General features: G+C 65.1%; 25 protein-coding genes. 17 read left to right on the plus strand and 8 right to left on the minus strand.

Annotated elements, in window-relative coordinates; translation table 11 throughout:
• Positions 1 to 20 precede the first annotated feature (20 nt).
• Complete coding sequence (locus tag TNMX_RS08370; protein ID WP_038031204.1) at positions 21 to 1,772, plus strand: hypothetical protein; 1,752 nt, start codon at positions 21 to 23, stop codon at positions 1,770 to 1,772.
• Positions 1,773 to 1,813: 41 nt separating this feature from the next.
• Positions 1,814 to 3,019, plus strand: coding sequence for an MFS transporter (locus TNMX_RS08375; RefSeq protein ID WP_038031205.1), 1,206 nt, complete (start codon positions 1,814 to 1,816; stop codon positions 3,017 to 3,019).
• A 1-nt stretch (position 3,020) separates the two neighbouring features.
• On the opposite strand, the gene hemB is transcribed toward TNMX_RS08375, so the two are convergent.
• Positions 3,021 to 4,001 carry a porphobilinogen synthase gene (gene hemB, locus TNMX_RS08380; RefSeq protein WP_015717998.1) on the minus strand — a complete coding sequence of 327 codons (981 nt, stop codon included), beginning with the start codon at positions 3,999 to 4,001 and terminating at the stop codon, positions 3,021 to 3,023.
• Positions 4,002 to 4,031: 30 nt separating this feature from the next.
• Between hemB and TNMX_RS08385 the strand changes: the two genes are divergently transcribed.
• From TNMX_RS08385 to TNMX_RS08410, 6 genes are read left to right on the plus strand one after another with little or no spacing between them, the layout of a single operon-like run.
• Positions 4,032 to 4,349, plus strand: coding sequence for a YbaB/EbfC family nucleoid-associated protein (locus TNMX_RS08385; protein ID WP_015717999.1), 318 nt, complete (start codon positions 4,032 to 4,034; stop codon positions 4,347 to 4,349).
• 1 nt (position 4,350) lies between these two features.
• Positions 4,351 to 4,935, plus strand: coding sequence for a recombination mediator RecR (gene recR, locus TNMX_RS08390; RefSeq protein WP_019551543.1), 585 nt, complete (start codon positions 4,351 to 4,353; stop codon positions 4,933 to 4,935).
• A 16-nt stretch (positions 4,936 to 4,951) separates the two neighbouring features.
• Complete coding sequence (locus TNMX_RS08395) at positions 4,952 to 5,362, plus strand: hypothetical protein (RefSeq protein WP_015718001.1); 411 nt, start codon at positions 4,952 to 4,954, stop codon at positions 5,360 to 5,362.
• The gene (locus TNMX_RS08400; RefSeq protein ID WP_015718002.1) at positions 5,350 to 5,679 is read left to right on the plus strand and encodes a roadblock/LC7 domain-containing protein; all 330 of its coding nucleotides are present in this window, start codon (positions 5,350 to 5,352) and stop codon (positions 5,677 to 5,679) included. The genes TNMX_RS08395 and TNMX_RS08400 overlap by 13 nt, the downstream gene beginning before the upstream one ends.
• A 13-nt stretch (positions 5,680 to 5,692) precedes the next feature.
• A complete protein-coding gene (locus TNMX_RS08405) occupies positions 5,693 to 6,043 on the plus strand; it encodes a roadblock/LC7 domain-containing protein (RefSeq protein ID WP_371180293.1) in 351 nt (116 codons plus the stop codon).
• Positions 6,040 to 6,306 (plus strand): DUF3467 domain-containing protein, encoded by a 267-nt coding sequence (locus TNMX_RS08410; protein ID WP_015718004.1) that lies wholly within the window; start codon positions 6,040 to 6,042, stop codon positions 6,304 to 6,306. The genes TNMX_RS08405 and TNMX_RS08410 overlap by 4 nt, the downstream gene beginning before the upstream one ends.
• 48 nt (positions 6,307 to 6,354) lie before the next feature.
• Here TNMX_RS08410 and TNMX_RS08415 read toward each other — a convergent pair whose 3' ends face one another.
• Positions 6,355 to 8,163: a S9 family peptidase gene (locus tag TNMX_RS08415; RefSeq protein ID WP_038031207.1), complete on the minus strand. Its 1,809-nt coding sequence runs from the start codon at positions 8,161 to 8,163 to the stop codon at positions 6,355 to 6,357.
• A 65-nt stretch (positions 8,164 to 8,228) separates the two neighbouring features.
• Between TNMX_RS08415 and TNMX_RS08420 the strand changes: the two genes are divergently transcribed.
• Genes TNMX_RS08420 through TNMX_RS08435 form a run of 4 tightly spaced genes read left to right on the plus strand, consistent with a single transcriptional unit; the run spans position 8,229 to position 10,497 of the window.
• Entirely contained in the window at positions 8,229 to 8,957 is a 729-nt protein-coding gene (locus TNMX_RS08420; RefSeq protein WP_038031210.1) for a Nif3-like dinuclear metal center hexameric protein, read from the plus strand.
• Positions 8,954 to 9,553: a dTMP kinase gene (gene tmk / locus TNMX_RS08425; protein ID WP_015718007.1), complete on the plus strand. Its 600-nt coding sequence runs from the start codon at positions 8,954 to 8,956 to the stop codon at positions 9,551 to 9,553. The genes TNMX_RS08420 and tmk overlap by 4 nt, the downstream gene beginning before the upstream one ends.
• Before the next feature lie 7 nt (positions 9,554 to 9,560).
• Complete coding sequence (locus TNMX_RS08430; RefSeq protein ID WP_015718008.1) at positions 9,561 to 10,046, plus strand: DUF192 domain-containing protein; 486 nt, start codon at positions 9,561 to 9,563, stop codon at positions 10,044 to 10,046.
• Between the two features lies 1 nt (position 10,047).
• Positions 10,048 to 10,497, plus strand: coding sequence for a DUF192 domain-containing protein (locus TNMX_RS08435; protein WP_015718009.1), 450 nt, complete (start codon positions 10,048 to 10,050; stop codon positions 10,495 to 10,497).
• Positions 10,498 to 10,515: 18 nt separating this feature from the next.
• On the opposite strand, the gene TNMX_RS08440 is transcribed toward TNMX_RS08435, so the two are convergent.
• Complete coding sequence (locus tag TNMX_RS08440) at positions 10,516 to 11,451, minus strand: prohibitin family protein (protein ID WP_015718010.1); 936 nt, start codon at positions 11,449 to 11,451, stop codon at positions 10,516 to 10,518.
• A 51-nt stretch (positions 11,452 to 11,502) separates the two neighbouring features.
• Positions 11,503 to 11,730: an FmdB family transcriptional regulator gene (locus tag TNMX_RS08445; protein ID WP_015718011.1), complete on the minus strand. Its 228-nt coding sequence runs from the start codon at positions 11,728 to 11,730 to the stop codon at positions 11,503 to 11,505.
• A 75-nt stretch (positions 11,731 to 11,805) separates the two neighbouring features.
• Here TNMX_RS08445 and TNMX_RS08450 point away from each other — a divergent pair, with 75 nt between their 5' ends.
• Together TNMX_RS08450 and TNMX_RS08455 are read left to right on the plus strand one after the other, a co-directional pair.
• Positions 11,806 to 12,327 carry a 5-formyltetrahydrofolate cyclo-ligase gene (locus TNMX_RS08450; RefSeq protein ID WP_172955618.1) on the plus strand — a complete coding sequence of 174 codons (522 nt, stop codon included), beginning with the start codon at positions 11,806 to 11,808 and terminating at the stop codon, positions 12,325 to 12,327.
• Positions 12,328 to 12,364: 37 nt separating this feature from the next.
• Positions 12,365 to 12,994: an HAD family phosphatase gene (locus tag TNMX_RS08455; RefSeq protein ID WP_019551532.1), complete on the plus strand. Its 630-nt coding sequence runs from the start codon at positions 12,365 to 12,367 to the stop codon at positions 12,992 to 12,994.
• A 24-nt stretch (positions 12,995 to 13,018) separates the two neighbouring features.
• On the opposite strand, the gene TNMX_RS08460 is transcribed toward TNMX_RS08455, so the two are convergent.
• Together TNMX_RS08460 and TNMX_RS08465 are read right to left on the minus strand one after the other, a co-directional pair.
• Entirely contained in the window at positions 13,019 to 13,546 is a 528-nt protein-coding gene (locus TNMX_RS08460) for an adenine phosphoribosyltransferase (protein ID WP_015718014.1), read from the minus strand.
• Between the two features lie 8 nt (positions 13,547 to 13,554).
• Positions 13,555 to 14,091 carry a phosphoribosyltransferase family protein gene (locus TNMX_RS08465; protein ID WP_026329118.1) on the minus strand — a complete coding sequence of 179 codons (537 nt, stop codon included), beginning with the start codon at positions 14,089 to 14,091 and terminating at the stop codon, positions 13,555 to 13,557.
• Between the two features lie 22 nt (positions 14,092 to 14,113).
• On the opposite strand from TNMX_RS08465, the gene TNMX_RS08470 reads away from it, so the two are divergent.
• Both TNMX_RS08470 and TNMX_RS08475 read left to right on the plus strand, forming a co-directional pair.
• Positions 14,114 to 14,542: a bifunctional nuclease family protein gene (locus TNMX_RS08470; RefSeq protein WP_015718016.1), complete on the plus strand. Its 429-nt coding sequence runs from the start codon at positions 14,114 to 14,116 to the stop codon at positions 14,540 to 14,542.
• Positions 14,542 to 15,309: a metallophosphoesterase gene (locus TNMX_RS08475; protein ID WP_038031214.1), complete on the plus strand. Its 768-nt coding sequence runs from the start codon at positions 14,542 to 14,544 to the stop codon at positions 15,307 to 15,309. The genes TNMX_RS08470 and TNMX_RS08475 overlap by 1 nt, the downstream gene beginning before the upstream one ends.
• On the opposite strand, the gene TNMX_RS08480 is transcribed toward TNMX_RS08475, so the two are convergent.
• Both TNMX_RS08480 and TNMX_RS08485 read right to left on the minus strand, forming a co-directional pair.
• Positions 15,290 to 15,613, minus strand: coding sequence for a histidine triad nucleotide-binding protein (locus TNMX_RS08480; RefSeq protein WP_038031216.1), 324 nt, complete (start codon positions 15,611 to 15,613; stop codon positions 15,290 to 15,292). The two genes, TNMX_RS08475 and TNMX_RS08480, sit on opposite strands and share 20 nt — an antisense overlap.
• Before the next feature lie 10 nt (positions 15,614 to 15,623).
• A complete protein-coding gene (locus TNMX_RS08485; RefSeq protein WP_038031218.1) occupies positions 15,624 to 16,928 on the minus strand; it encodes a MiaB/RimO family radical SAM methylthiotransferase in 1,305 nt (434 codons plus the stop codon).
• Between the two features lie 152 nt (positions 16,929 to 17,080).
• Here TNMX_RS08485 and TNMX_RS08490 point away from each other — a divergent pair, with 152 nt between their 5' ends.
• Complete coding sequence (locus tag TNMX_RS08490) at positions 17,081 to 21,244, plus strand: intein-containing adenosylcobalamin-dependent ribonucleoside-diphosphate reductase (RefSeq protein WP_038031220.1); 4,164 nt, start codon at positions 17,081 to 17,083, stop codon at positions 21,242 to 21,244.
• Positions 21,245 to 21,368: the final 124 nt, after the last annotated feature.

Here is a 21,368-nt window from a genome sequence, read left to right on the forward strand (position 1 = left end):
ACCCATTATAGGATGAATGGGTGGAGCACCTGGCCGACCTGGTGGACCTCTACGAGTACCGGGTAGAGGACCTGGCCGCAGGCCGCACCCCTAAGGGGGGGAAGAGGGCTCTTTTACAACTGAGGGCCTTCCTCATCCAAACCCGCCTGCCAGGGCCTTTGGCCAAGCGCTTCCGCCAGGCCGATGCCCGCTTCCGGGCCCTGCGGCAAAGCCTTACCCCTTCCCCGCCCCCGGAGCCCCCTTCCCTGGACCTCCCCACCCCGGCCCTGGAGAACCTAGAGGAACCCCCTGCCACCCAAAAGCCTTCCCCCTTGCGGGCCATCGCCTTAAAGGTATGGCGCCTCCTGGCAGAGCGGGAGGCCAAGGCCCGGGCCAAGGACCTCCTGGCGGGGAGGCGGGAGGAACTCAGGCTCATCCACGCCTTCTTGCAGAACTACCTGGAGTACCGGGAAAAGGAAACCTTCAAGCGGGACTTCAACCTCTCCCGCTTCCACCCCACCCACCCCATCCCCTCTCTTTCCGATAGCCTCATGGACCTCGAGGACCCCAAGGTGGCCGAGGCCCTGGTGATGGAGTTTCTGGAAACCGCCCTGCACCTTCCTCAGGACCTTCCCTTGCCCCCTGAGGAAACCCGCACCTATATCCGCCGCTTCCTGAACCGCATCCTGGAGTGGGACGACGCCTACGGCCTTCCCCCCAAGCGGGACCTCATGCCCTTGAAAAAAGCCCTGGAGGAAACCAAGCGTCTGGGGGCAAGCGCTCTGGAAATCGCCCGGTTGGAAGAACGCCTTAGGAAAGAGGCCCAGGAGGAAAGGCGGCGGGAGCTCCTCTTGGAAGAGGAACGGCGCCGCTTCCGCGTGGCCCTGGAAAAGGTCATCGCCCTCCTGAACCTGCTTCCCACCCCGCAAGGGGAAACCCCCTGGCCCCGGGTTCCCGAGCCCGGCCAGGGGGAGGAAAGCCTCCTTACCTTGCCCTTGAGGCCAGGGCGGATCCCCTTGGGACCCCTCACCCTCACCCTAAGCCAGGTGGAAGGAACCTGGCACCTGGGTTTGGGCGGGGAGGATTATGTGCTGGAGGACACCCTGGTGATTCCCTGGGAGGACCTCGAGGTCCTGGCGGTACGGGAGGGGGATCTCCTCCACCTGAGGCTCGAGGCGCGAAGCGGGCTCAGGCTTTACGAGCTCCTGGCCGAGGGACGGATCCTGGCCCTTCTCCTAAGCCCCAACCAGGACTACGTCTACCTGCGCCTCCTCAGGGCCCTTTCCGCCCGATTGAAAGGCGAGTTCAGCCCCCAGGCCTTTGGCCCCGAGCTGGCGGAGAAGTACCGCCAGGCCCCCTGGGAAGCCCTGCAGGACTTCGCCCGCAAGGTTTTGGAGCTCGCCCTGAAACGCCTGGGTGGGGCGGACCCCACCCCCCTCCTCAAGGAGGTGGGCCAGGCCCTGGGGCAGGAGCGGGAAGCCCTGGTTTTGGCGGAGGCCTTAAGGGAGTACCTGGGCCGCCGCCCCCCCACCCGGGAAACCCTGGGGGGGGAGGTGCACCTGCTTTCCATCGGGGCCGAGCCCCTGGCCCTCAAGGTGGGGCAAACCGTTCTCTCCCTGCGCCCCAGGAACGCTCCTTCCGGCGACCCCCAGGAGGACGTCCTTTACGTGGGCCAGGCGGGCGAGGTACCCCAAAGGCTCAAGGACCTTCTGGTCTACCGCCTCCCTGAAGGAACCGTGATCCTGGCCCGAGAGGGAAGGCGGCTTGCTTACCTGGTGATGGAAAACCCTTGACTTAAAGCCATTCCTGGTATACTCCCGGGCAAGGGGGTAGTATGAAAGTTTTGCGGCACAAAGCCTTTGCCCGGTTAATCCTCTCCTACCTGGTTTCCCAGGCGGGGAGCAAGGTACACCGGGTGGCCCTCCTGGTGCTGGTCTATTTGCTCACAGAAAAGGCCCTTTGGGTTTCCTTGGTCCTGGGAGTCCAGCTTGTGGGCACCGTGGTCTTCTCCCCCCTCCTTTCCGCCTGGGCTGACACCCAGGACCGCAAGCGGCTCCTGGTGTGGTCCGACCTTCTTCGGGCTCCTTTGGTGGCCCTTATCCCCCTCCTTGGGGCCAAGAGCCTTCCCATCCTGCTTCTTCTGGTCTTCCTGATTGAACTCCTGCGGGACCTCCATGACCCCATCCAAAACGCCGTGGTCCCGGACCTGGTCCCCAAGGAAGAGGTGGATGAGGCCAACAGCCTGGTGCTTCTTGCCGACCGTCTTTCCGAGGTGCTTTTCGTGGGGGCGGCAGGGGTGCTGGTGGCGGCGGTGGGGCCTGCCTTTGCCTTCTATTTGGATGCCGCCACCTACCTGGCCTCAGGGTTCATCCTGATGGGCCTTCCCTCCCTAAAGCCCCAGAGGCTTCCCAAGGCGGCCTTCTTCGCCCGGGTGAAGGAGGGAATCGGCCACCTCGCAGGCCATCCCGCCCTCCGCCGGGCGGTGGGCACCCTCTTCGTGGCCGCCGCCTTCGGCTCCGTGGAAACTGCCCTGGGGGTGGTGCTGGCCATCAAGTGGCTCAAGGTGGGCTCGTCGGGATTCGGCTTCATGGAAGCGGCCATGGCTTTAGGGGCCATTCTGGGAGGGCTTGCTATCCCCTATCTCCTAAAGCGCCTTCCCCGGGAGAGGCTTTTCCTCCTGGGGCTTTTCCTCTACGGCCTCTTTGAAGCCTCCATCGGGGCCTTTCCCCTCTTCGCCTGGGTGCTCCTGGCCTTTTTCATAAGCGGCTTCCTCAACATGGCCTTCATCGTCCCCGCCCGCTCCATCCTGCAGCTCAACACCCCCCAGGAGATGCGGGGACGGATTTTCGCCGCCTTCAGCGCGGTGATGAACGCCGCCGTCCTCCTGGGCACCCTGTGGGGCGGAGCCTTGGAGGGATGGTTGGGGGCCCCCCGGGTCTTCCTGCTGGCGGGGGCCATGGTGAGCCTGGCGGCAGGCTATACCCTCCTCACCGGGGGCATCCCCGCACCCCAGGAAACCCGCCAGACACAGGAAGCTTAACCTAGGCCTCCTTCAGCCAGCGGGCCACTTCCAAGGCGTAGTAGGTAAGGATCCCCTGGGCCCCGGCCCGCCTTAGGGCGTAAAGGCTTTCCAGAACCGCCCTCTTTTCGTCCAGCCAGCCCCTCTGGCCTGCCGCCTTCAGCATGGCGTACTCCCCGGATACCTGGTAGGCGAAAAGGGGCTTGGAAAACCGCCCCTTAAGGGCGTAAAGCACGTCCAGGTAGGGAAGGGCCGGCTTGACCATGAGCATGTCGGCCCCCTCGAGGTCATCCAGGCTGGCTTCCCGCATGGCATCCCAGAGGCCGGCCTTCGGGTCCATCTGGTAGCCCGTACGGTCCCCGAACTGGGGGGCGCTCCCTGCCGCCTCCCGGAAGGGGCCGTAGAAGGCGGAGGCGTACTTCACCGCATAGGAAAGGATGGGCACGTGGGCAAAACCCCCCTGGTCCAAGGCCTCCCGGATGGCCTTGACCTGCCCGTCCATCATGGCGCTGGGGGCCACCACATCCGCCCCCGCCTGGGCCTGGGAAAGGGCGGTCTTGGCCAAAAGCTCCAGGGTGGCGTCGTTATCCACGTAAAACCCCAAGGGGCCTTCCCGCACCACCCCGCAGTGGCCGTGGTCCGTGTACTCGCAAAGGCAGGTGTCGGCCATGACGAGAAGCTCGGGAAACTCCCGCTTCAGAAGGCGGATGGCCCGCTGGACGATGCCCTCTTCCGCATAGGCTCCATGCCCCAGGGAATCCTTCTCTTCCTCGGGCAACACGCCAAAGAGAATCATCCCGCCCAGGCCCGCCTTGAGCACCTCCTCCGCCAGGCGAGGAAGCTGGGCCAGGGGGTGCCGGAAGACCCCGGGCATGGAGGAAACCTCCTCCGGCTCCCCTCCCTCCTTCACAAAGACTGGCAGGACCAGGTGCCTTGGGCTAAGCTCCACCTCCGCCACCAAGGGCCTTAAAAGGGGCGAACGCAGCCTTCTTGGACGCTCCATGACTTCCACTATACTCAGGGAGGAGGGAGCATGAACCTGCAGAAGCTCTTGAAGGAAGCGCAGAAAGCCCAGAAGAAAGCCGCCGAGATCCAGGAGCGGCTGGAAACCCTGACCGTGGTGGGCACGGCCCAGGGTCTGGTGGAGGTGGAGGCCAACGGCCACGGCAAGATCCTGGCGGTCCGCCTGAAGCCCGAGGTGCTCAAGAACTTCCAGGAGGACCTCGAGGGCCTGGAAGACCTCCTCCTGGTGGCCATCCAGGACGCCCAGAGGAAGGCCCACGAGCTTTCGGAGAAGGTAATGGCCCGGGAGCTGGGGGGCGTGGGGCAGATGCTGGGCAAGCTCTTCTAGGATGAGGTACCCGGAAAGCCTCCTCAAGCTGGCCCGCGCCCTCTCCCGCCTGCCTGGGATCGGCCCCAAGACCGCCCAGAAGCTTTCCCTTCACCTGGCCTTCCACCGGGAGGAGGCCGAGGAGCTGGAAAGGGCCCTGGCGGGCCTCGAGGCCCTGGGCGTCTGCCGGGTCTGCGGCAACCTGGCGGAGGGGGAGCTTTGCCCCATCTGCCAGGACGAAACGCGGGACCGGTCGGTGATCGCCGTGGTGGAAACGGTCTCCGACCTGTACGCCCTGGAACGGAGCGGGGAGTTCCACGGGCTTTACCACGTACTGGGTGGAGCCTTGAACCCTCTGGAAGGAGTGGGTCCAAGGGAGCTCAACCTGGAAGGCCTCTGGGCCAGGCTTTCCGGGGTGGAGGAGGTGGTCCTGGCCACCTCCATGACCGTGGAGGGGGAGGCCACCGCCCTCTTCCTGGCGGAGGAGCTCAAGCGCCGGGGGATCAGGGCCAGCCGCCTGGCCTACGGCCTCCCCGTGGGGGGAAGTCTGGAGTACGTGGACGAGGTAACCTTAGGCCGGGCCCTGGAGGGGAGGAAACCCCTTTAGGCCCTGGGGAAAGGGCATGGAGGAGCTTCTGCAACACCTCCTGGACCAGGTGGAGGGGGCCTTTGCCGCCGCCATCGGCACCCTGGACGGGCTCCTGGTAGAAGGAGCCAGGCGCAGGCGGGTGGACCTCGAGGCGGCCGTGGCAGAACACGCCGCCCTTTTGCGCCAGGCCAAGGCTGCCTACGCCGGAAGCCTGGGCACCCCCCGGGTGCACGAGCTTTTGGTGGGGGGCCACCCCGTGGTAGGCTATGTCCACGTGGTGCGTAGGGCAGGCCCACGACCCCAGGGACCCGTGCCTCGAGGCAAGGGACACGAGGAGCTTTTCCTCCTTCTCCTCATGGCACCGGAAGCCAACCTGGGCCAGGCGCGCCTGCAAACAGCCAAGGCCGCGGAAAAGCTGGCGGAGGTGGCGGGATGGCTTACCTAGAGAGCCTGGCCCCCTTTGGCGTCAAGCGGGCGGTGCTCACGGGCCTGGACGGCCTGGTCATCGAGGCCCTGGGCCGGGGCAACCCCCCGGCGGAGGTCCTGGCGGCGGAGCTGGCCTCCCTGGTGCGGCACATGACCCCCTTGGCGGAAGCCCTCTCCGGGGAGGTGCGCCGCTTCACCCTGGCCACGGAAAACCACGAGATCCTGGCCCTCAGGGTGGGGGAGTACGTCCTGGGGGCGGTCATCGAGCGGGGCATGGACCGCAAGGCCGTGGGCCAGGAGTTAACCCGCATCGCCCTTAAGGTGCAGAACCTCTGACGGTTAAGGAGGCATGGTGGAGCAAGCCCTACAGGAACTCAAGGCCACCAAGGGGGTACGGGTGGCCGCCCTCCTCAGCGAGGACGGGTTCGTGGTGGAAGAGGCCCGGGAAGGGGATGCCCCGGAGGCCAGCCTTCTTTCCGCCCGAGCGGCCACGGTGCTGGGGACCGCCAAGGCCCTGGCCCAGACCCTGGGCCAGGAAGGGGTGGAGGAGGTCATGGTAGAGTACCCCGAGGGGGCCCTGCTTTTGGTGCCCCTTCCCGGCTATCACCTGCTCCTTCTTCTGGACAGCGTGAGAAGCCTGGGGCGGGTACGCCTAGCCTTGAAAAGGGCCGTACCCAAGTTGGAGGAGGCGCTTCGATGAGCGAGCTAAAGCTGGACATCCAAATCGACAAGGACGTGGCCCTGGGCCGGTACACCAACCTGGCCCTCATCGCCCACACCAAGAACGAGTTCATCCTGGACTTCGCCCTGTTGCAACCCCAGGGCGGGGCCATGGTGGTCAGCCGGGTGATCACGAGCCCCCAGCACGCCAAGGCCCTTCTCCGGAGCCTGGCGGAAAACGTGGCCCGGTACGAGGAAACCTTCGGCCCCATTCCCGAGCCGGTGGCGGAAAGCCAGGCCTAAAGGAATGCCACGGGTCCCCGCCCTGGCACAAGCCAGGGCGGGGTAGCCCTAGAGGTTTTCCCGCCACCAGTCCAAGTAGGCCTTGAGCCGGGCGATCCTGCGGTCTGGCCTTCCGGAGCGGGAAAGCTCGTGCCCTTCCTCGGGTACCCGGAAAAAGCGGGCCTTCACCCCCAGGTGGAGAAGGGCTGTGTACCAGGTCTCCCCCTGGTCTATGGGGCAACGGTGGTCCTGCTCGGAATGGACCACCAGGGTGGGCGTCCGCACCTGGTGGACATGGCGCAAGGGGCTTTTCTCCCAAAGCACTTCCGCCCTCTCCCAGGGCCTGGCCATAAGCTCCATGAAGGTGAAGCGGGGGCCGATGTCGCTGGCCCCGAAGAAGCTGAACCAGTTGGCGATGCTCCGGTCGGTGACCGCCGCCTTGAAGCGACCGGGGTGGCGGGCGGTGAGCCAGTTCACCATATAGCCCCCGTAGCTTCCCCCCGCCACCCCCACACGGCCAGGATCCAGGGGGAAGCGGGCCAGAACGTGGTCCAAGAAGCCCAGGAGGTCCCGCTCGTCCCGCTCCCCCCATTCCCCCTGGAGCAGGGCGAAGTCCTGGCCGTAGCCGGTGGACCCCCTTGGATTGGCGAAGGCCACCGCATACCCCGCCTGGCGGAAGAGCTGGAGTTCCAGCATGGGCGCCCGCCCGAAGGCGGTGTGGGGCCCCCCGTGGATGTACAGGATGACCGGGTGGGGTCCTTGCCCTTCCGGAAGCAGGACCCACCCCGGCACCCGGTGCCCTTCCGGGCTCGGCCACTCGGTGTAGATGGGCTCGGCCAGGGGCAGGGAAACCCCCTCGTTGGGGTCGTAGACCCCCAGGGGACCCCAAAGCCGGGCCGGATGGGTAAAGTCCTCGGTGAGGAGGAAGAGGCCCCGCTCCGTGTGGGCAAAGGAGAGGACGCTCCCCTCCACGCCCAGGGCCTCGGCCTCCCCCTCGAGGCCCACCCGGTAAAGCCTTCCCGTCCCCTCCTCCGTGCGCACGATATAGACCCCATTTCCGGCCCACCTGGGCCCCTGGGTATGGGCCCCGTGGCGGAGATCGGAGTTGATGGAGTTCTGCAGGCTACCCTCAAAGAGAACCCGAACCTCCCCGCCATGCAGGTGGTAAAGCCGGGCCTCCGTGCCCCCTCCCCGTTCAAAGGCGTGGCCCAGGAAGAAAAGCCCTTCCGGACTCCACTCCAGGGCAAAGATGGGGCCAAAGCCGCCGTAGACCTTTTGCAACCTGCCTTCCTTAAGCAGGTAGAGGGTATCCCGCCACTCCGCCTGCGCCCCCTTATCCTCGGCCATCACCAGGTAGAGCCCTTCGGGGGAAGGCACCATCTCCCTGGGGGCAGGGTAGCGGTCCAGAAGAAGTTTCTTCTGACCCCCCTCGAGGGCATAAAGAGCCACATTCCCCTCGGGCAGGAGGCCCCGGCCGTCGAACTTGAAGGGCCACCCCTCGTACATGCGGGGGCCACCCGGCTTGGGAGCCTCCTTCAGGGCCAGGAACACCACCTCCCCTTCAGGACCTAGGGCGTAGTCCAAGACCCCCGGGGTTTCCGTAAGCCTCTCCGCCTCCCCACCCCTTAGGTCCAGGCGGAAAAGCTCCTGGACTTCCCCCACCTTCCGCAGGAAGTAGACGTACGGATGGGCATAGCGGGGCTTTTTGGCTTCCTCCTGGGTGAGCAAGCGCAAGGTGCCGTCAAAAAGGGCCAGCCTCGAGCGGTACCGGGGCGGGTCCCCCTCCTGGATATCGGTCAGCAGGAAAAGGGGGAAGCCATCGGGGCCAGGGGTGAGGTCCGACAGGAAGCGGAGCTTGAAAAGGATTTCCGGTTCCATGCCTCCATAATACTGACCGGTCATTCGCCTGCCCCCAGGTCCGCCTTTCCGGTAAGCTGGGCGCCATGGACCGGGACGAGCTGGTGCGCTACCTGGACACGTACCTGCGCTTGAAGGACTTCCCCCAGGACCTCTCCTTAAACGGGCTGCAGGTGGAGGGAAAGAAGGAGGTGCGCAAGGTGGGGGCGGCGGTGGACGCCGCCGAGGCCATCTTCCAGAAGGCCCTCGAGGAGGGGGTGGACTTCCTCCTGGTCCACCACGGGCTTTTCTGGGGCAAACCCTTTCCGATAGTGGGCCACCACAAGCGCCGCCTGGAACTCCTCTTCCAAGGGGGCATCAACCTCTACGCCGCCCACCTTCCCCTGGACGCCCACCCCGAGGTGGGCAACAACCACGAGCTGGCCAGGGCCCTGGGCCTGGTGGAGCAGGAGCCCTTTGACGTGGGGGTGAAGGGGCGCTTTCCCCTTCCCACTCCCTTGGTCCAGGTGGCGGACATGCTGGGCCAGCTCACCGGGATGCAGCCCTTGGTCCACCAAGGGGGCAAAGGCCTGGTGGAAACGGTGACCATCGTATCCGGCGGGGCAGCGAGCCTCATCGGCCAGGTGGACACGGACCTCTTCATCACCGGGGAACCCAAGCATAGCGTCTTCCACGAAACCTTTGAGCGGGGCCTAAACGTCATCTACGCCGGCCACTACGACACCGAGGTCTTCGGGGTCAAGGCCCTGGCCCGGCACCTGGAGGCCCGCTTCGGCCTGCCCTGGGTCTTCCTGGACCATCCCACGGGGCTATGAAGGGCTTCTTCCTCACCCTCGAGGGCCTGGACGGATCGGGCAAAACCACCCAGGCCCGGCTCCTGGCCCAGTTCCTGGAGGAAAAGGGGATAAAAGTGCGCCTGACCCGGGAGCCCGGCGGGGGGCTTCCGGGAGTGCGGGACCTCCTTTTAAAGGGAGAAGCCCTTTCCCCGGAAGCCGAGTACCTCCTCTTCAGCGCCGACCGGGCGGAGCACGTGCGCAAGGTGATCCTTCCCGCCCTGGAGGAGGGCTTTTGGGTCATCTCCGACCGCTACCTGGACTCCAGCCTGGCCTACCAGGGTTATGGCCAAGGCCTTCCCCTTCCCTGGCTTAAGGAGGTGGCCAAGGAGGCCACCCTGGGCTTGAAACCCGACCTCACCTTCCTCCTGGACCTGCCCCCGGAGGAAGCCCTTAAGCGGGTATCGGCCCCGGACCGCCTGGAAAGGATGGGGCTACCCTTCTTCCAGCGGGTACGCCAAGGCTACCTAAAGCTGGCGGCGGCGGAGCCCGAGCGCTTCAGGGTGCTGGACGCCACCCGTCCTGTGGAGGAAGTCCAGGCCGCCATCCGCTTTGGCATCCTTCCCCTTCTGCCATAATGACCCTATGCGCTTTTTCCCTCCGGCCCGGCGGCGTGGCCTCAGGATAGCCCTATGGCTTGCCCTGGGGCTTTGGGCCTTAGGCCAGGGCCTTTCCTTTCCCAAAAGCACCCTCTTCGTGGAGCAAGGAGGCAAGCGCTACCTCCTGAGGGTGGAGGTGGCGGACACCCCTGAGCGCCAGGCCCAGGGCCTCATGTTCCGCAAAAGCCTGGGGGAGGATGAGGGCATGGTCTTCCTCTTCCCCACCCCCACGGCCGGAGGCTTCTGGATGAAAAACACCCTCATCCCCCTTTCCATCGCCTTCTTTGACCGTCAGGGGCAGATCCTCCGCATTCTGGACATGGAGCCCTGCCGCAAAGATCCCTGCCCCGTGTACTACCCGGGGGTGGTGTACCAAGGAGCCCTCGAGGTGAACCAAGGCTGGTTCCAAAGGCGGGGCCTCACCCCTGGGGCCAGGGTGGGGGGTGAGGCCCTGAAGCTCTGGCCCAAGTAAGGTGGAACGAAACCCCTTCTTCCCCCTGGTGGCCTTTGCCCTGCTGATCGCCCTTTCCGTCTTTTCCTTCATGGGCTACCTGCTCGCCGCCAGGAGGCTGCAAACTCCCCCTCCACCCCAAAAGGTGGTGGTGGAAACCGCCCATGGCCAAAGGGTACTCCAGGCCCGTTTAGCCCGCACCCCGGAGGCCTGGAGCCGGGGCCTGGGGATGCGGAAGGAGGAGCTCGAGGCCCTCCTTTACCTGTTCCCCGAAGCCACCGACGCCCCCTTCAGCGCCCAGGGCTACCGCTTCCCGGTGGTGCTGGCCTTTCTGGACGCCAAAGGCCGGGTGCTCAAGGTGGCCAGGCTCCACCCTGGGGAAACCTACGCTCCAGGCCTCGCCTACCGGGGGGTGCTGGAGGTGCGGGAGGGCCTCCTGGAAATCGTCCCTGGGGACCGTGTGAGGCCTTAAGCCTGCCCGCAACCCACCCTAGCGCCCTTGAGGGGCCTGTTGCATCCCCCTCAGGTCCAGGAGAAAGTTCCCCGTGCTGGGGACAAAAATGGTCTGCACCCCAGGAGCCAGCTTCTCGGCGAAGGTGAGCTGGACCACCTCAGGAGCGTTTTTCAAAGCCCGGCCCCTGAGTTCTATGGCCTTGGCCTCCCCTTCCGCCCGCAGAATGGCCGCATCCCGTTCTCCCTGGGCCTCAATGACTCGGCGCTGGGCGGCGATCTCCGCCTGCTTGCGGCGGTTGATCTCGATCTGCACCTGCTGCTCAGCGGTCTGTTTCTCCTCAATCACCTTGGCCACGGTTTCCGGGATGCGGATCTCCCGCAGTAGAACAGACACGAGCTCAATGTGGTACTCCCGGAGGGCTTCCTCGAGGCCCTGGATCACCGAGGCCTCCAAGGCTGTGCGCTGGGTGCTGATGAGTTCAGCGGCATTGTACTGACCCACGGCGTCCCGCACCTTGGAGCGCACCTGGGGCACGATTAGGGTTTCCAGGTAGCCAGGCCCAACCTCCTGATGAAGTCTAGGGGCCCGGTCCTTGAGGATGCGATACTGCACGGTGACATCCACGCCTATCTCCAGACCCTCCTTAGAGCGAGCTCGGATCGAGGTATCCGCCCGCTTTTCCCCCTCGTGGGGGGCGGAAAGGGTCACCTCCTTGACCCGGGCATCGTAAAGGATCACCTGCTGCCACCCCGGCACCACGAAGTGCACCCCTTCCCCCAAGGGGCTCGATTGCACCCCCCGGAGGATGTTAAAGACCACTCCCACATACCCAGCAGGCACCACCACAAAGCTATTGGCCAGAACCAGGAGCGCCACCCCAAGACCCACAAGAGGAAGCGCATACCTTCGTCTAGGGGTAAAGAGGAGCCCCACCCCCAGCAGGACCAGCGCCAGCACCGCTAGATTGAGCATGAAAAGAGTATAAGGCCCGAAGCTAGAGCTTCGGGCCTGGACGCACCGGGGCTACTCCTCCTTCTTGCCCTCCGAGCTTTCCGACTTGGAGCCGGAGTCCTTCTTGGCGTAGTCCTTCACGTGCCAGCCCGAGCCCTTGAAGATGATGGCGGGAGGGGTGATGACCCGCTTCAAGGGCTCGCCGGTTTCCGGGTGCGCCTTGAGAGGTTCGTCGTGGAAGCTCTGTTCAAACTCGTAGTAGTTCCCCGTCTCCAGGCCCTTGTAGACGTAGACTGGCATAGCTACCCTCCTGTCCGGCCATTTTGACACTCGGCTACCTTGAGTGTCAAGGGGGTGGAGTGGTACCCTCCCCCCGTGGACAAGCCCAGCCTACGCCGGCACTGCCTCCGCCTCTGGCGAACCCTGGACCGAAGGCGCCTTTCCGAGCAGGTGGTGGAGGTTCTGGTGCCCTGGCTTAAGGCCAGGGGCTTCCGGGCCATCCTCCTTTACCATCCCCTGCCCCACGAGCTGGACCTCCTTTCCCTCACCCGGCTTTACCCTGCCCGCTACTACCTGCCCAAGGTGGCCGGCACGGGGCTTACGGTTCACCCCTTAGGCCCCCTGGTCCCCGGACCCTTCGGCCTCCTGGAACCCACCACCCAGGCGATGGACCCCCAGGTTCTGGACCTAGTGGTGGTCCCCGGGTTGGCCTTTGATGAGGAGGGCTACCGCCTGGGGCACGGCAAGGGGTATTATGACCGTTTCCTGGCCACGGTCCGGGCCGAGAAGCTTGGGGTCATCCCCAAGGCCCTGCTGTTTCCCCGCCTTCCCCGGGATCCCTGGGACGTGCCGGTAAGCTCCTTGGCCACCGAGGAGGGGGTGCATCCGGTCAAATGACCCGTGGGTCAGGCCCGAGGGTGCTACACTTAGGCCCATGCGGGGAGCCCTTTTGGATCGGGACGGGGTTCTGATCCTCTTGAACGAGGAAGCCCTTTACAAGAAGGCCCTGGAGCTTTCCATCCACGGGGCTGGCCTGGAAAAGACCCTGGCGGTTCTGGCCCGGGCGGTGCGGGAGATCAACGAGGTGGTGCGCACCCTTCAGGTGCGCACCCTCGAGGAGGAAGCCACCTTTTGGAACACCTTGGCCCAAAAGGTGGCCGAGGAGCTTGGGCTTTCCGGCCCCGGGAAAACCTCCTTATCCAAGGAGCTCCACTCCTGGCGCTACTACCACTTCATGCGCAAAGCCCCTGGGGCGGAAGCCCTCCTGCGGAGCCTCAAAGAACAGGGGCTTAAGGTGGGCGTGCTCTCCAACACCTTACCAAGCCTACGGGAAAGCCTGGCCTACCACGGCCTGGATGCCTACGTGGATGGCTTCTTTGCCTCCTGCACCCTGGGGGTGGCCAAGCCTGACCCCAGGGCGTTCCAGATGGCCCTCGAGGCCCTGGGTCTGGCTCCGGAGGAAACCCTTTACCTGGACGACGACCCGGAGAACGTGGAAGTAGCCTCAAACCTGGGGCTCAAAGCCTCGGTATATCTCGCTACAATTCCGGACTCTTCAAGATAAACACATCCATGAAGGAAGAGCTCGTCACAGCACGGGAAGCTCAGCCACGGTCAGCACTTCCAAAGCAGGCGTACCCTGGCGGAAGGCGGCGATCCGTCCCACCACCCGTCCCCCTGCCCGGAGCACCATCCTCTCCATGGCCTTCATGGTTTCCCCGCTGGAAACCACATCGGATATCAAGGTCACCTTCTGGTTAAGAAGCTTCTCGGCGAAACGCCGGTCCAGCCAGAGCACCTCCCCCACCCCCAGGGTCAGGGTCTGCACCTCCTGGATGATGGGATCCTCCATGTAGGGGCGGCGCCGCCTTCTCGCCACCACGTAGGGTAATCCCATCTCCTCCGCAAGGACGTGGGTGAGGGGGATCGGGCTCGTTTCCGTGGTGAAGAGTACCTCGGTACCCGCGGGCACCAAGGGCTTTAGGGCCTGGGCTGCCGCCCGCACCAGTTCAGGGTCCCCCAAAAACTCCACCAGGGGGATCCGCCGTCCTGGGAGGGGCTCGATGAGGGGCACGTGGCGGGTGACGCCGCCGATGGTGATGGGATAGGTTTCCATAAAACCTCCTATTCCGGCTTGAAGAGGGGCAGGTGGCCTAAAGCGATGACATCCTGGCGGGGCGTGCCCTCGGTGAAGACCGCCAGCACCGCCACCACCTGGCCCCCCACGCTCTCAATGAGCTCCCGGAGGCCCGAAAGGGTGGAACCCGTGGACACCACATCGTCCACGATGGCCACCTTGTGCCCCCGGATGAGGGGGATATCCGCCCCATCCAGCACCAGAAGCTGGGGCTTGCCCGTGGTGATGGAGAGCACCTGGCGGCTCACAGGGTTGATCATGTAGGGCTTCTCCGTCTTCCGAGCCACCACATAGGGCTTCTTGGCAATCCGGGAAAGAGCATGGGCCAAGGGTACCGCCTTGACCTCAGGGGTGACCAGGGTTTCCACCTCAGGGGGTAAGCGCTTGGCCAGCTCCTCGGCGGCGGCCTCGGTGAGCTCGGTGTCCCCCAGAAGGTTTAGAAGGGCCACGGCCACATCCGGCCCCACCTGGACGATGGGAAGCTCGCGCCGAACCCCAGCGATCTCCACAGGGTAAGTCCTCACGCCGCTAGTCTATACTCAAGGTATGCTGAACGCCAAGATCGAGACCCTGGGCGTGGACCCCCAGAACGGGAGCGTGGTGGTCCTGCTCAGGACGGAGAACGACAAGCTTCTCCCCATCGTCATCGGTCCCCTCGAGGCCCACCACATCGTGGTGGCCTTGCAAGGCGAAAAACCCCCGCGCCCCCTTACCCCCGACCTCCTCCTCTCCGTGATGGAAATGCTCCAGGGGAAACTCCTGCGTGTGGAAATCATCGACCTGCGGGACGGCACCTTCTACGCCCGACTCATCCTGGAACACCGGGGCATTGAGCTGGAGGTGGACGCAAGGCCCTCCGACGCCATGGCCCTGGCCCTTAGGGCCGGGGCCCCCATCCTGGTGGCCGAGGAGGTGGTGGAAAAAGCGGGGGTGGAGGAAGCCAGCCTAAAGCCCCACGGAGCCGCTGAGGCCTAGTGCGCAGGCTCCTTTTCCTCCTTCTTTCCCTTGGACTGGCCTTTGGCCAGCGGGTGGCGGTCATAGGGGATTGGGGGCAGGACACCCCGGGCCGGACCCAGGTGGCTAACCTGCTTCGGACCGAGCACGCCCGCAAGCCCCTGGCGGCCCTCTTCACCGCGGGGGACAACTTCTATCCCCGGGGGCTGGTGGTGGAGCGTTTCCTAAAGGAGCTTCCTCCCATACCCCTTTACCCCGCCTTCGGCAACCACGATGCCCCCAACCTCGAGGGCCAGCTCAAGCGCTTCCAGCTGGAAAGACCCTATTACCCAGTGCGCCTGGGGGCAATGGAGTTCTTCATCCTCTACACGGAAGGAGACCTAAAGGCCCAGCGGGAATGGCTGGCCCAGGTCCTTAGCCGCCCGCAGGCACCCTGGCGGGTGGTGATCCTCCACCGCCCCCTTTACTCCTCGGGGCTACACGGGGGAAGCCCGAGCCTAAGGAGTCTCCTCGAGCCCCTTCTACGCCAACACCGGGTACCCTTGGTCCTGGCGGGCCACGACCACCATTACGAGCGCCTCCAGGTGGGCTTCACCACCCACCTGGTGGTGGGCGGAGGCGGGGCAGGCCTCTACCCCACCAAGCCTCCTTCCCCCTACACCCAGGCCCTGGCGGTGGCCCACCACGCCCTTTTCCTGGAGGCGGAAGGGGAAACCCTGGTGGGCTACGCCCTGGACCCTAGCGGCCAGGTGCTGGACCGCTTCGTCCTCAAGAAGGACTCCCCATGACGTGCACGTGCACGTGGAAAACCTCCTGTCCTCCCTTCTCCCCCACATGCACCTGGACCTTATACCCCTCGAGGCCCAGGACCCGGGCTACCCGGGTTGCAGTGCGGAAGAGAGCCCCGAGCTTCCTCTCCCCCTCCTCCGTGTCGGGGTAGTCGGAAAGCTTCGCTATGTGTTCCTTGGGCACCACCAACACGTGCACCGGGGCCTTGGGCCTTATGTCGTGGAAGGCCACGAAGCCCTCATCCTCGTAGACTTTCCGGGAAGGAAGCTCTCCGGCGATGATGCGGCAGAACACGCACTCCATGGAAAAAAGTCTACCTTATGGGGAGTTCCAAGGGAAGCAAAGCCTCCTCCACCCTTTCCACCCGGCCCAAAAGGGTGTATCCCTCCGCTCCCTCCACCCGCGCCAAAACCGTATCCCCCGGCCGGGCAGAACCGGAAAGGCGGGCCTCGTAGTAGTCGGGGGTGTGGCCGAGAGCAAGGCCCCCCTGGATCCTCTCCACCAAAACCTCCACCTGGCTTCCCAGCTTGGGCCTGATGCGCTCCTCCGCAAGACGCTGGGCCAAAGCGATGATCTCCTTGGTGCGCCGCTTGCGCACCTCCGGCGGCACCTGGGGCATGGAGGCCGCCCGGGTCTTGGGACGGGGGGTATAGGTGAAGGCGTGGACCCGGGTGGGCCTAAGCTCCTCCAGAAAGGCCAGGGTTTCCTGGTGCTCCTCCTCGGTTTCCGTGGGAAGCCCGGCGATGACATCCGTGGTGAGGGCAAAGCCCGGGATGAGCTCGTAGGCCCTCTGCACCAGGTTGCGGTAATAGGCCTTGTCGTAGCGGCGTCCCATGAGCCTTAGGAGGCGGTCCGAACCCGTCTGCAGGGAAAGGTGCAGGTGGGGCCTGATCCCCGGGGCATACCGGGCGATGATCCTAAGGAGGTCCTCCCCCGTGTCCTCGGGTTCGATGGAGGAAAGCCGCACCTTGGCCCCCAGGTGGTAGAGGTCCTCCACCAGACCGGCAAGGCCCCTGGGGTGGCCCCGGTAGCTTCCAAGCCGCACCCCCGTGAGCACGATCTCCTTTATGCCCATCCTCAGAAGGGCCTCCGCCTCCGCCAAAGCATCCCGGTAATCCCGATGCCGTTCCTTGCCCCTTAGCCGGGGGATGATGCAGTAGGCGCAGCCCACCTGGCAGCCATCCTGCACCTTCAAAAAAGCCCGGACCCGGCTATTGAGAAGCCCCCTCTCCCCCGCCCCCCAGAACTCGTTGGGGGGGGTGGTGATGGGATCCGAGGGAAGCCCGAAATGCTCCAGGATCACCTTGGGAAGCTCCGCCTTGCGGGAGTTGGGCACCACGGCGTCGGCACCCAGCTCCCGCACCTCCTCCGGGGAAAGCTCGGCGTAGCACCCCGTGACCACGATGAAGGCCCCTGGGTTGGCCCGCCTGGCCCGGCGGATCTCCTTGCGGGCATCGGCCTCGGCGGTGGTGGTCACGGCGCAGGTGTTGATGACCACCAGGTCGGCCCCCGCCTCGAGGGGAACCACCTCCGGCCCCAGGGCCTTGAGGAAACCCAGCAGGGCCTCGGTTTCCACCTGGTTCACCTTGCACCCGAGGGTGCGGAAAGCCGCGCGCATCCTTCCCATTCTGGTAGGCTAAGGGAGCTTAGTCAACAACCGGGAGCAGAGTGTGACCCTCCCCACTTGCCGGGAAAACCCCAAAGGTTGTAGTATTTCAGGCGTCTGCCCCAAGATGTGGGGGAAACACCCCGAGGGGGTCTGGAGGATTTATGGAACGGTATTTCTTTGACGATCACGCGCAAGCCATCGCCAGGCGCCAGTATTTCCAGGAAGGGGACGGGGATATCCTCGGCATGTTCCGCCGGGTGGCCCGGGAGATCGCCAAGGTGGAAAAACCCGAGGACCGGGCCTACTGGGAGGAAAAGTTCTATGACCTCATGGCCTCCAAGCGCTTCTCTCCCGGCGGGCGCATCCTGGCCGGGGCAGGCACCCCCCACGGCAACCTCCTGAACTGCTTCGTGCAGGGAGCCACCCAGTACCCCCCGGAAAGCTTCGATGGGATCATGGAGGTGGCCAAAAAGCTGGCCCTGGTCACCAAGGTGGGCGGGGGGAACGGGGTCAACCTGGACCCCTACCGCTCCAAGGGGAACCGCCAGCGCCGGGCGGTGCGGGGCGTGGCCTATCTTTCCGCCCGCCACCCCGACGTGGCCGACTTCATCCGGGGCCTCATGCGCCCCCCCACCAACCCGGAAGGGGAAAAGGAGGAGATCGCTCTGAAGAACTTCGTGCGGGCGGTCTACGGGGAGGTTTCCCCTGAACTTAGGGACCTGGCGGAACGCTACGGGGTCCTGGTGGTCCAGGAACCCCCTCCCGGAGCCATCCAGGTACCCGACGACATGGGGGGCATTGTGGAAGCCGCCAAAGAGGCAACCGCCTTGGCCCTGAAGGGCCTCGAGCCCCACGTGGACTTCTCCCTCCTTCGGCCCGAGGGAGCCCCCATCCGGGGCTCCGGGGGTACCAGCTCCGGCCCGGTGAGCTTCCTCATGGAGATCTTCGACAACTTCCTGGAGTGGGCCGCCCTAGGAGGGGAGGAAGCCGGGCCCGTGGCCACCTTACGGTATGTGTACGCCCCGGTGCTCCGGGTGGTGAGGCAGGGCGGGACCCGCCGCGGGGCGGGGATGGCTACCCTTTCCATAGAGCACCCCGACCTCCTGGACTTCCTCACCGCCAAGGACCTGGACCGGGAAAAGGCCGAGGGGGATATCTCCACCTTCAACATCTCCGTCCTGGTCACCGAAGCCTTCATGAAGGCCCTCGAGGAGGACGCCCTCTGGCCCGTGACCCCCATTGAGGTGCCGGGAAAGTACTACCCCCATCCCCTAGGAAGCACCTACACGGGCCAGATCCCTGCCCTGCCGGAGCGGGAGGATGGGGCCAAACCCGTCCCCCTTTTCGGGGGCAAGGTTCCCGCCCGCTGGCTCTGGCACGAGATCGCCTGGCACGCCTGGGCCACCGGGGAGCCAGGGCTTATCTTCGTGGACCGCATCAACGAGCTTTCCGCCCTCAAGGGCCTCGGGCCCAGGTACCAGATCCGCTCCACCAACCCCTGCTTCGTGGGCTCCACCCGCATCCCCACGGAAAGGGGCCTCGTCCCCATCGAGGAGCTTGCCCAGGAAGGGGGTAGCTTCTACCTGGTCACGGACGCCCGGGCCCCCCTTGGAGGGATGGGGCGGCCTGCCTCAGGTAAGGGTGCGGTAGTGAGAAAAGCAACCCAGGCCTTCTTCACCGGGGTGAAGCCCGTAGTCCGCCTCCGCACCCGGGAGGGGCTAGAGCTCACCCTCACCCCGGACCACCTCCTCCTGACTCCGAGGGGGTACAAGGAGGCGGGGAGCCTGAAGCCGGGGGACAAGGTCCTGGTGCAAAGCGGCGAGGGGCTTTTCCCCAAGGAGGACACCCTGCCCGCCCCTGCCCTGGCCGTGGCCCGGGAGCGGGTGGCCACCGCAGGGGGACGGGGAGGAAAAGGCCGGGCGGACGTCCGGGAAAAGTACCACAACCTCCCCACCCATTGGAGCCGGGAGCTCGGGATAGCCCTAGGCTGGCTTTTAGGGGACGGCTACCTGCGGGAAGATGGGGTGGGCTTCTACTTCTCCCGCAAGGACTTCGCCGCCCTCAGCTGGCTTCCTGACCTTCTCCGGGACTGGTTCGGCGGAGGAAGCCTCCAGGAAACCCCCTCTAACACCTTCCACCTCCACTTCAACCGCATCCCCGCGGAGTTCTTCCAGGCCCTAGGGGTTAAGGTCGCCAAGGCCACGGAGAAACGGGTCCCGGAAAGCCTCTTCCGTGCCCCCAGGGAAGCCGTGGTGGGCTTCCTCCAAGGCCTCTTCAGCGCCGATGGCTCGGTGCAGGTGAACAAAGAGGGATTCTGCTCCGTTCGCTTAAGCTCCTCCAGCACTCACCTGCTCCAGGACGTCCAGCTCCTCCTCCTCAACCTCGGGATTTACGCAAGGATTTACCTGAGGCGACAGGGGAGCTCCAAAGACTTACCGGATGGCCGCGGGGGGATGAAAAGCTACACAATTGCTCCCCAGTACGAGCTAATCATCTATGGCGCCGACCTGGTGGCTTTCGCACAAAAAGTCGGCTTCTTGCAACCTGAGAAGAATGCCCACCTAGGGGAGCTCGCTAGCCGCAAAAGGCGCTCGAGGCACGCTTTCCAAGCTACGGTGAAGAGCGTGGAACCCGCGGGAGAGGCCCCCGTCTACGACCTTACTGAACCCGTGACCCATAGCCTCATCGCTAATGGTGTTGTGGCTCACAATTGCGGTGAGGTCCCCCTCACCGTGGGCGAGCCCTGCGATCTTGGGGCCTTGAACCTGGCCGCCTACGTGAAGGACGGGGAGTTCCAGATGGAGGAGTTCAGGAGGGATGTCCACACAGCCATCCGCTTCCTGGACAACGTTCTGGACGTGAACAGGTTCGCCCTCCCCGATAACGAGGAGGCGGCCAAGAAGCTCAGGAGGCTTGGCCTCGGGGTCATGGGCCTGGCGGACGCCCTCATCAAGATGGGCCTCCCCTACTCCTCCGAGGAGGCCAGGGAGAAGGTCTACGAGATCATGTCCGCCATGCGGGAGGAGGCCATCAAGGCCTCGGAGGCCCTGGCAAAGGAAAGGGGGGTCTTTCCCCTCTACGAGGCGCACCAGGAGTACTTTGAGGCCCTGGGAATCAGGCCCAGGCGCAACGTGGCCCTCCTCACCGTGGCCCCCACCGGCACCACCAGCATGGTCATGGGGGTTTCTAGCGGCATCGAGCCCGTCTTCAGCCCCTTCGTGTGGCGGCGGATCGGCGGAGAGTACAAGCCCCTCCTCCACCCCCTCTTCGTGGAGCTGATGGAGACCTACCCGCCCCATCCCGATTACGAGAAGGACGGAAAGTGGGACTGGGAGAAGATCATCGCCGCCATCCAGGAGGACGGGCACGGCTCGGTCAAGAACCTTCCCTTTGTCCCCGAGGCGATTCGCCGGGTCTTCGAGTGCGCCCACGACATCCATCCCCTGGACCACGTGCGGATGCAAGGAGCCGTGCAGCGAGCCTTCGACGCCGAAGGGTACGCTGCCAACTCGCTCTCCAAAACGATCAATCTGCCCAACCACGCCACCGTGGAGGAGGTGGAGGAAGCCTACCTGGAGGCCTACCGCACGGGGTGCAAGGGCATCACCGTCTACCGGGACGGCTCCCGGGAGTTCCAGGTGCTCACGGTGAGGAAAGAGGAGAAGAAGGCAGAGGAGGACAAGGAAGAAGCTCCCTTGGCTTCCCGCCCTGCTCCCCAGGCCCCCTCGCCAGCGCCTCAACCGGGCACCCCCATGTACGAGCGCCCGGGCAGGCTCATGGGCTTTACCGACATGGTCAAGCTCCTCTCCCCCGACGGGGGCAAGCGGAGCTTCCTGGTCACGGTGAACATGCTGGGGGGAAGGCCCATAGAGGTCATCCTCACCTCGGGCAAGGCAGGGGACGAGGCCAACGCCGACTCCGAGGCCCTGGGCCGGGTGGTTTCCATCGCCCTCCAGTACGGGGTGCCTGCGGAGGCCATCGTGAGGACCCTAAGGGGCATCAACGGCGGTCTTTACGGCACCTACCAGGGCAGGCTGGTTTCCAGCAAGGCGGACCTGATCGCCGTGGCCCTGGAAACCATCCCCGAGGTCCTGAAGGGGGAGGCCACCGCTGCCAAGGCAGTCCCTGGTCAGCCCCGTGGGGGCTACCTTGACGAGTTGACCGAGGTACCCGCTCTCTCTGGCGGTTCGCTCGGGGTATGGGGGCCCCAAGGCGGCCTGGCCCTGGCGGGAGCCACCAAGTGCCCCTCCTGTGGGGAGGTGGCCCTGGTGCGGGAGGAAGGATGCTACAAATGCCAGGCCTGCGGCTACTCCAAGTGCGGTTAGACCTCAGGTAAGGGTGTCCAGGCCCCACCAGCCGCCCTGGTGGGGCCCTTAAACTAAGGGCATGGTCCAGCCCCGGCGCTTCACCTGGGAGAAGCACCATTACCTTTTGGAAACAGGGGTGATC

Source organism: Thermus sp. NMX2.A1 (assembly GCF_000511705.1).
Taxonomy (GTDB): Bacteria; Deinococcota; Deinococci; order Deinococcales; family Thermaceae; genus Thermus; species Thermus scotoductus.

Coding starts and splice junctions, on each gene's coding strand:
- TNMX_RS08440 (WP_015718010.1), bottom strand. CDS start 11,451: ATGCTCAATCTAGCGGTGCTGGCGCTGGTCCTGCTGGGGGTGGGGCTC.
- tmk (WP_015718007.1), top strand. CDS start 8,954: ATGAAGGGCTTCTTCCTCACCCTCGAGGGCCTGGACGGATCGGGCAAA.
- TNMX_RS08445 (WP_015718011.1), bottom strand. CDS start 11,730: ATGCCAGTCTACGTCTACAAGGGCCTGGAGACGGGGAACTACTACGAG.
- TNMX_RS08485 (WP_038031218.1), bottom strand. CDS start 16,928: ATGCGCGCGGCTTTCCGCACCCTCGGGTGCAAGGTGAACCAGGTGGAA.
- TNMX_RS08415 (WP_038031207.1), bottom strand. CDS start 8,163: ATGGAACCGGAAATCCTTTTCAAGCTCCGCTTCCTGTCGGACCTCACC.
- TNMX_RS08375 (WP_038031205.1), top strand. CDS start 1,814: ATGAAAGTTTTGCGGCACAAAGCCTTTGCCCGGTTAATCCTCTCCTAC.
- TNMX_RS08395 (WP_015718001.1), top strand. CDS start 4,952: ATGGAGGAGCTTCTGCAACACCTCCTGGACCAGGTGGAGGGGGCCTTT.
- TNMX_RS08490 (WP_038031220.1), top strand. CDS start 17,081: ATGGAACGGTATTTCTTTGACGATCACGCGCAAGCCATCGCCAGGCGC.
- TNMX_RS08455 (WP_019551532.1), top strand. CDS start 12,365: ATGCGGGGAGCCCTTTTGGATCGGGACGGGGTTCTGATCCTCTTGAAC.
- hemB (WP_015717998.1), bottom strand. CDS start 4,001: ATGGAGCGTCCAAGAAGGCTGCGTTCGCCCCTTTTAAGGCCCTTGGTG.
- TNMX_RS08480 (WP_038031216.1), bottom strand. CDS start 15,613: ATGGAGTGCGTGTTCTGCCGCATCATCGCCGGAGAGCTTCCTTCCCGG.
- TNMX_RS08430 (WP_015718008.1), top strand. CDS start 9,561: ATGCGCTTTTTCCCTCCGGCCCGGCGGCGTGGCCTCAGGATAGCCCTA.
- TNMX_RS08470 (WP_015718016.1), top strand. CDS start 14,114: ATGCTGAACGCCAAGATCGAGACCCTGGGCGTGGACCCCCAGAACGGG.
- recR (WP_019551543.1), top strand. CDS start 4,351: ATGAGGTACCCGGAAAGCCTCCTCAAGCTGGCCCGCGCCCTCTCCCGC.
- TNMX_RS08385 (WP_015717999.1), top strand. CDS start 4,032: ATGAACCTGCAGAAGCTCTTGAAGGAAGCGCAGAAAGCCCAGAAGAAA.
- TNMX_RS08460 (WP_015718014.1), bottom strand. CDS start 13,546: ATGGAAACCTATCCCATCACCATCGGCGGCGTCACCCGCCACGTGCCC.
- TNMX_RS08410 (WP_015718004.1), top strand. CDS start 6,040: ATGAGCGAGCTAAAGCTGGACATCCAAATCGACAAGGACGTGGCCCTG.
- TNMX_RS08400 (WP_015718002.1), top strand. CDS start 5,350: ATGGCTTACCTAGAGAGCCTGGCCCCCTTTGGCGTCAAGCGGGCGGTG.
- TNMX_RS08405 (WP_371180293.1), top strand. CDS start 5,693: ATGGTGGAGCAAGCCCTACAGGAACTCAAGGCCACCAAGGGGGTACGG.
- TNMX_RS08420 (WP_038031210.1), top strand. CDS start 8,229: ATGGACCGGGACGAGCTGGTGCGCTACCTGGACACGTACCTGCGCTTG.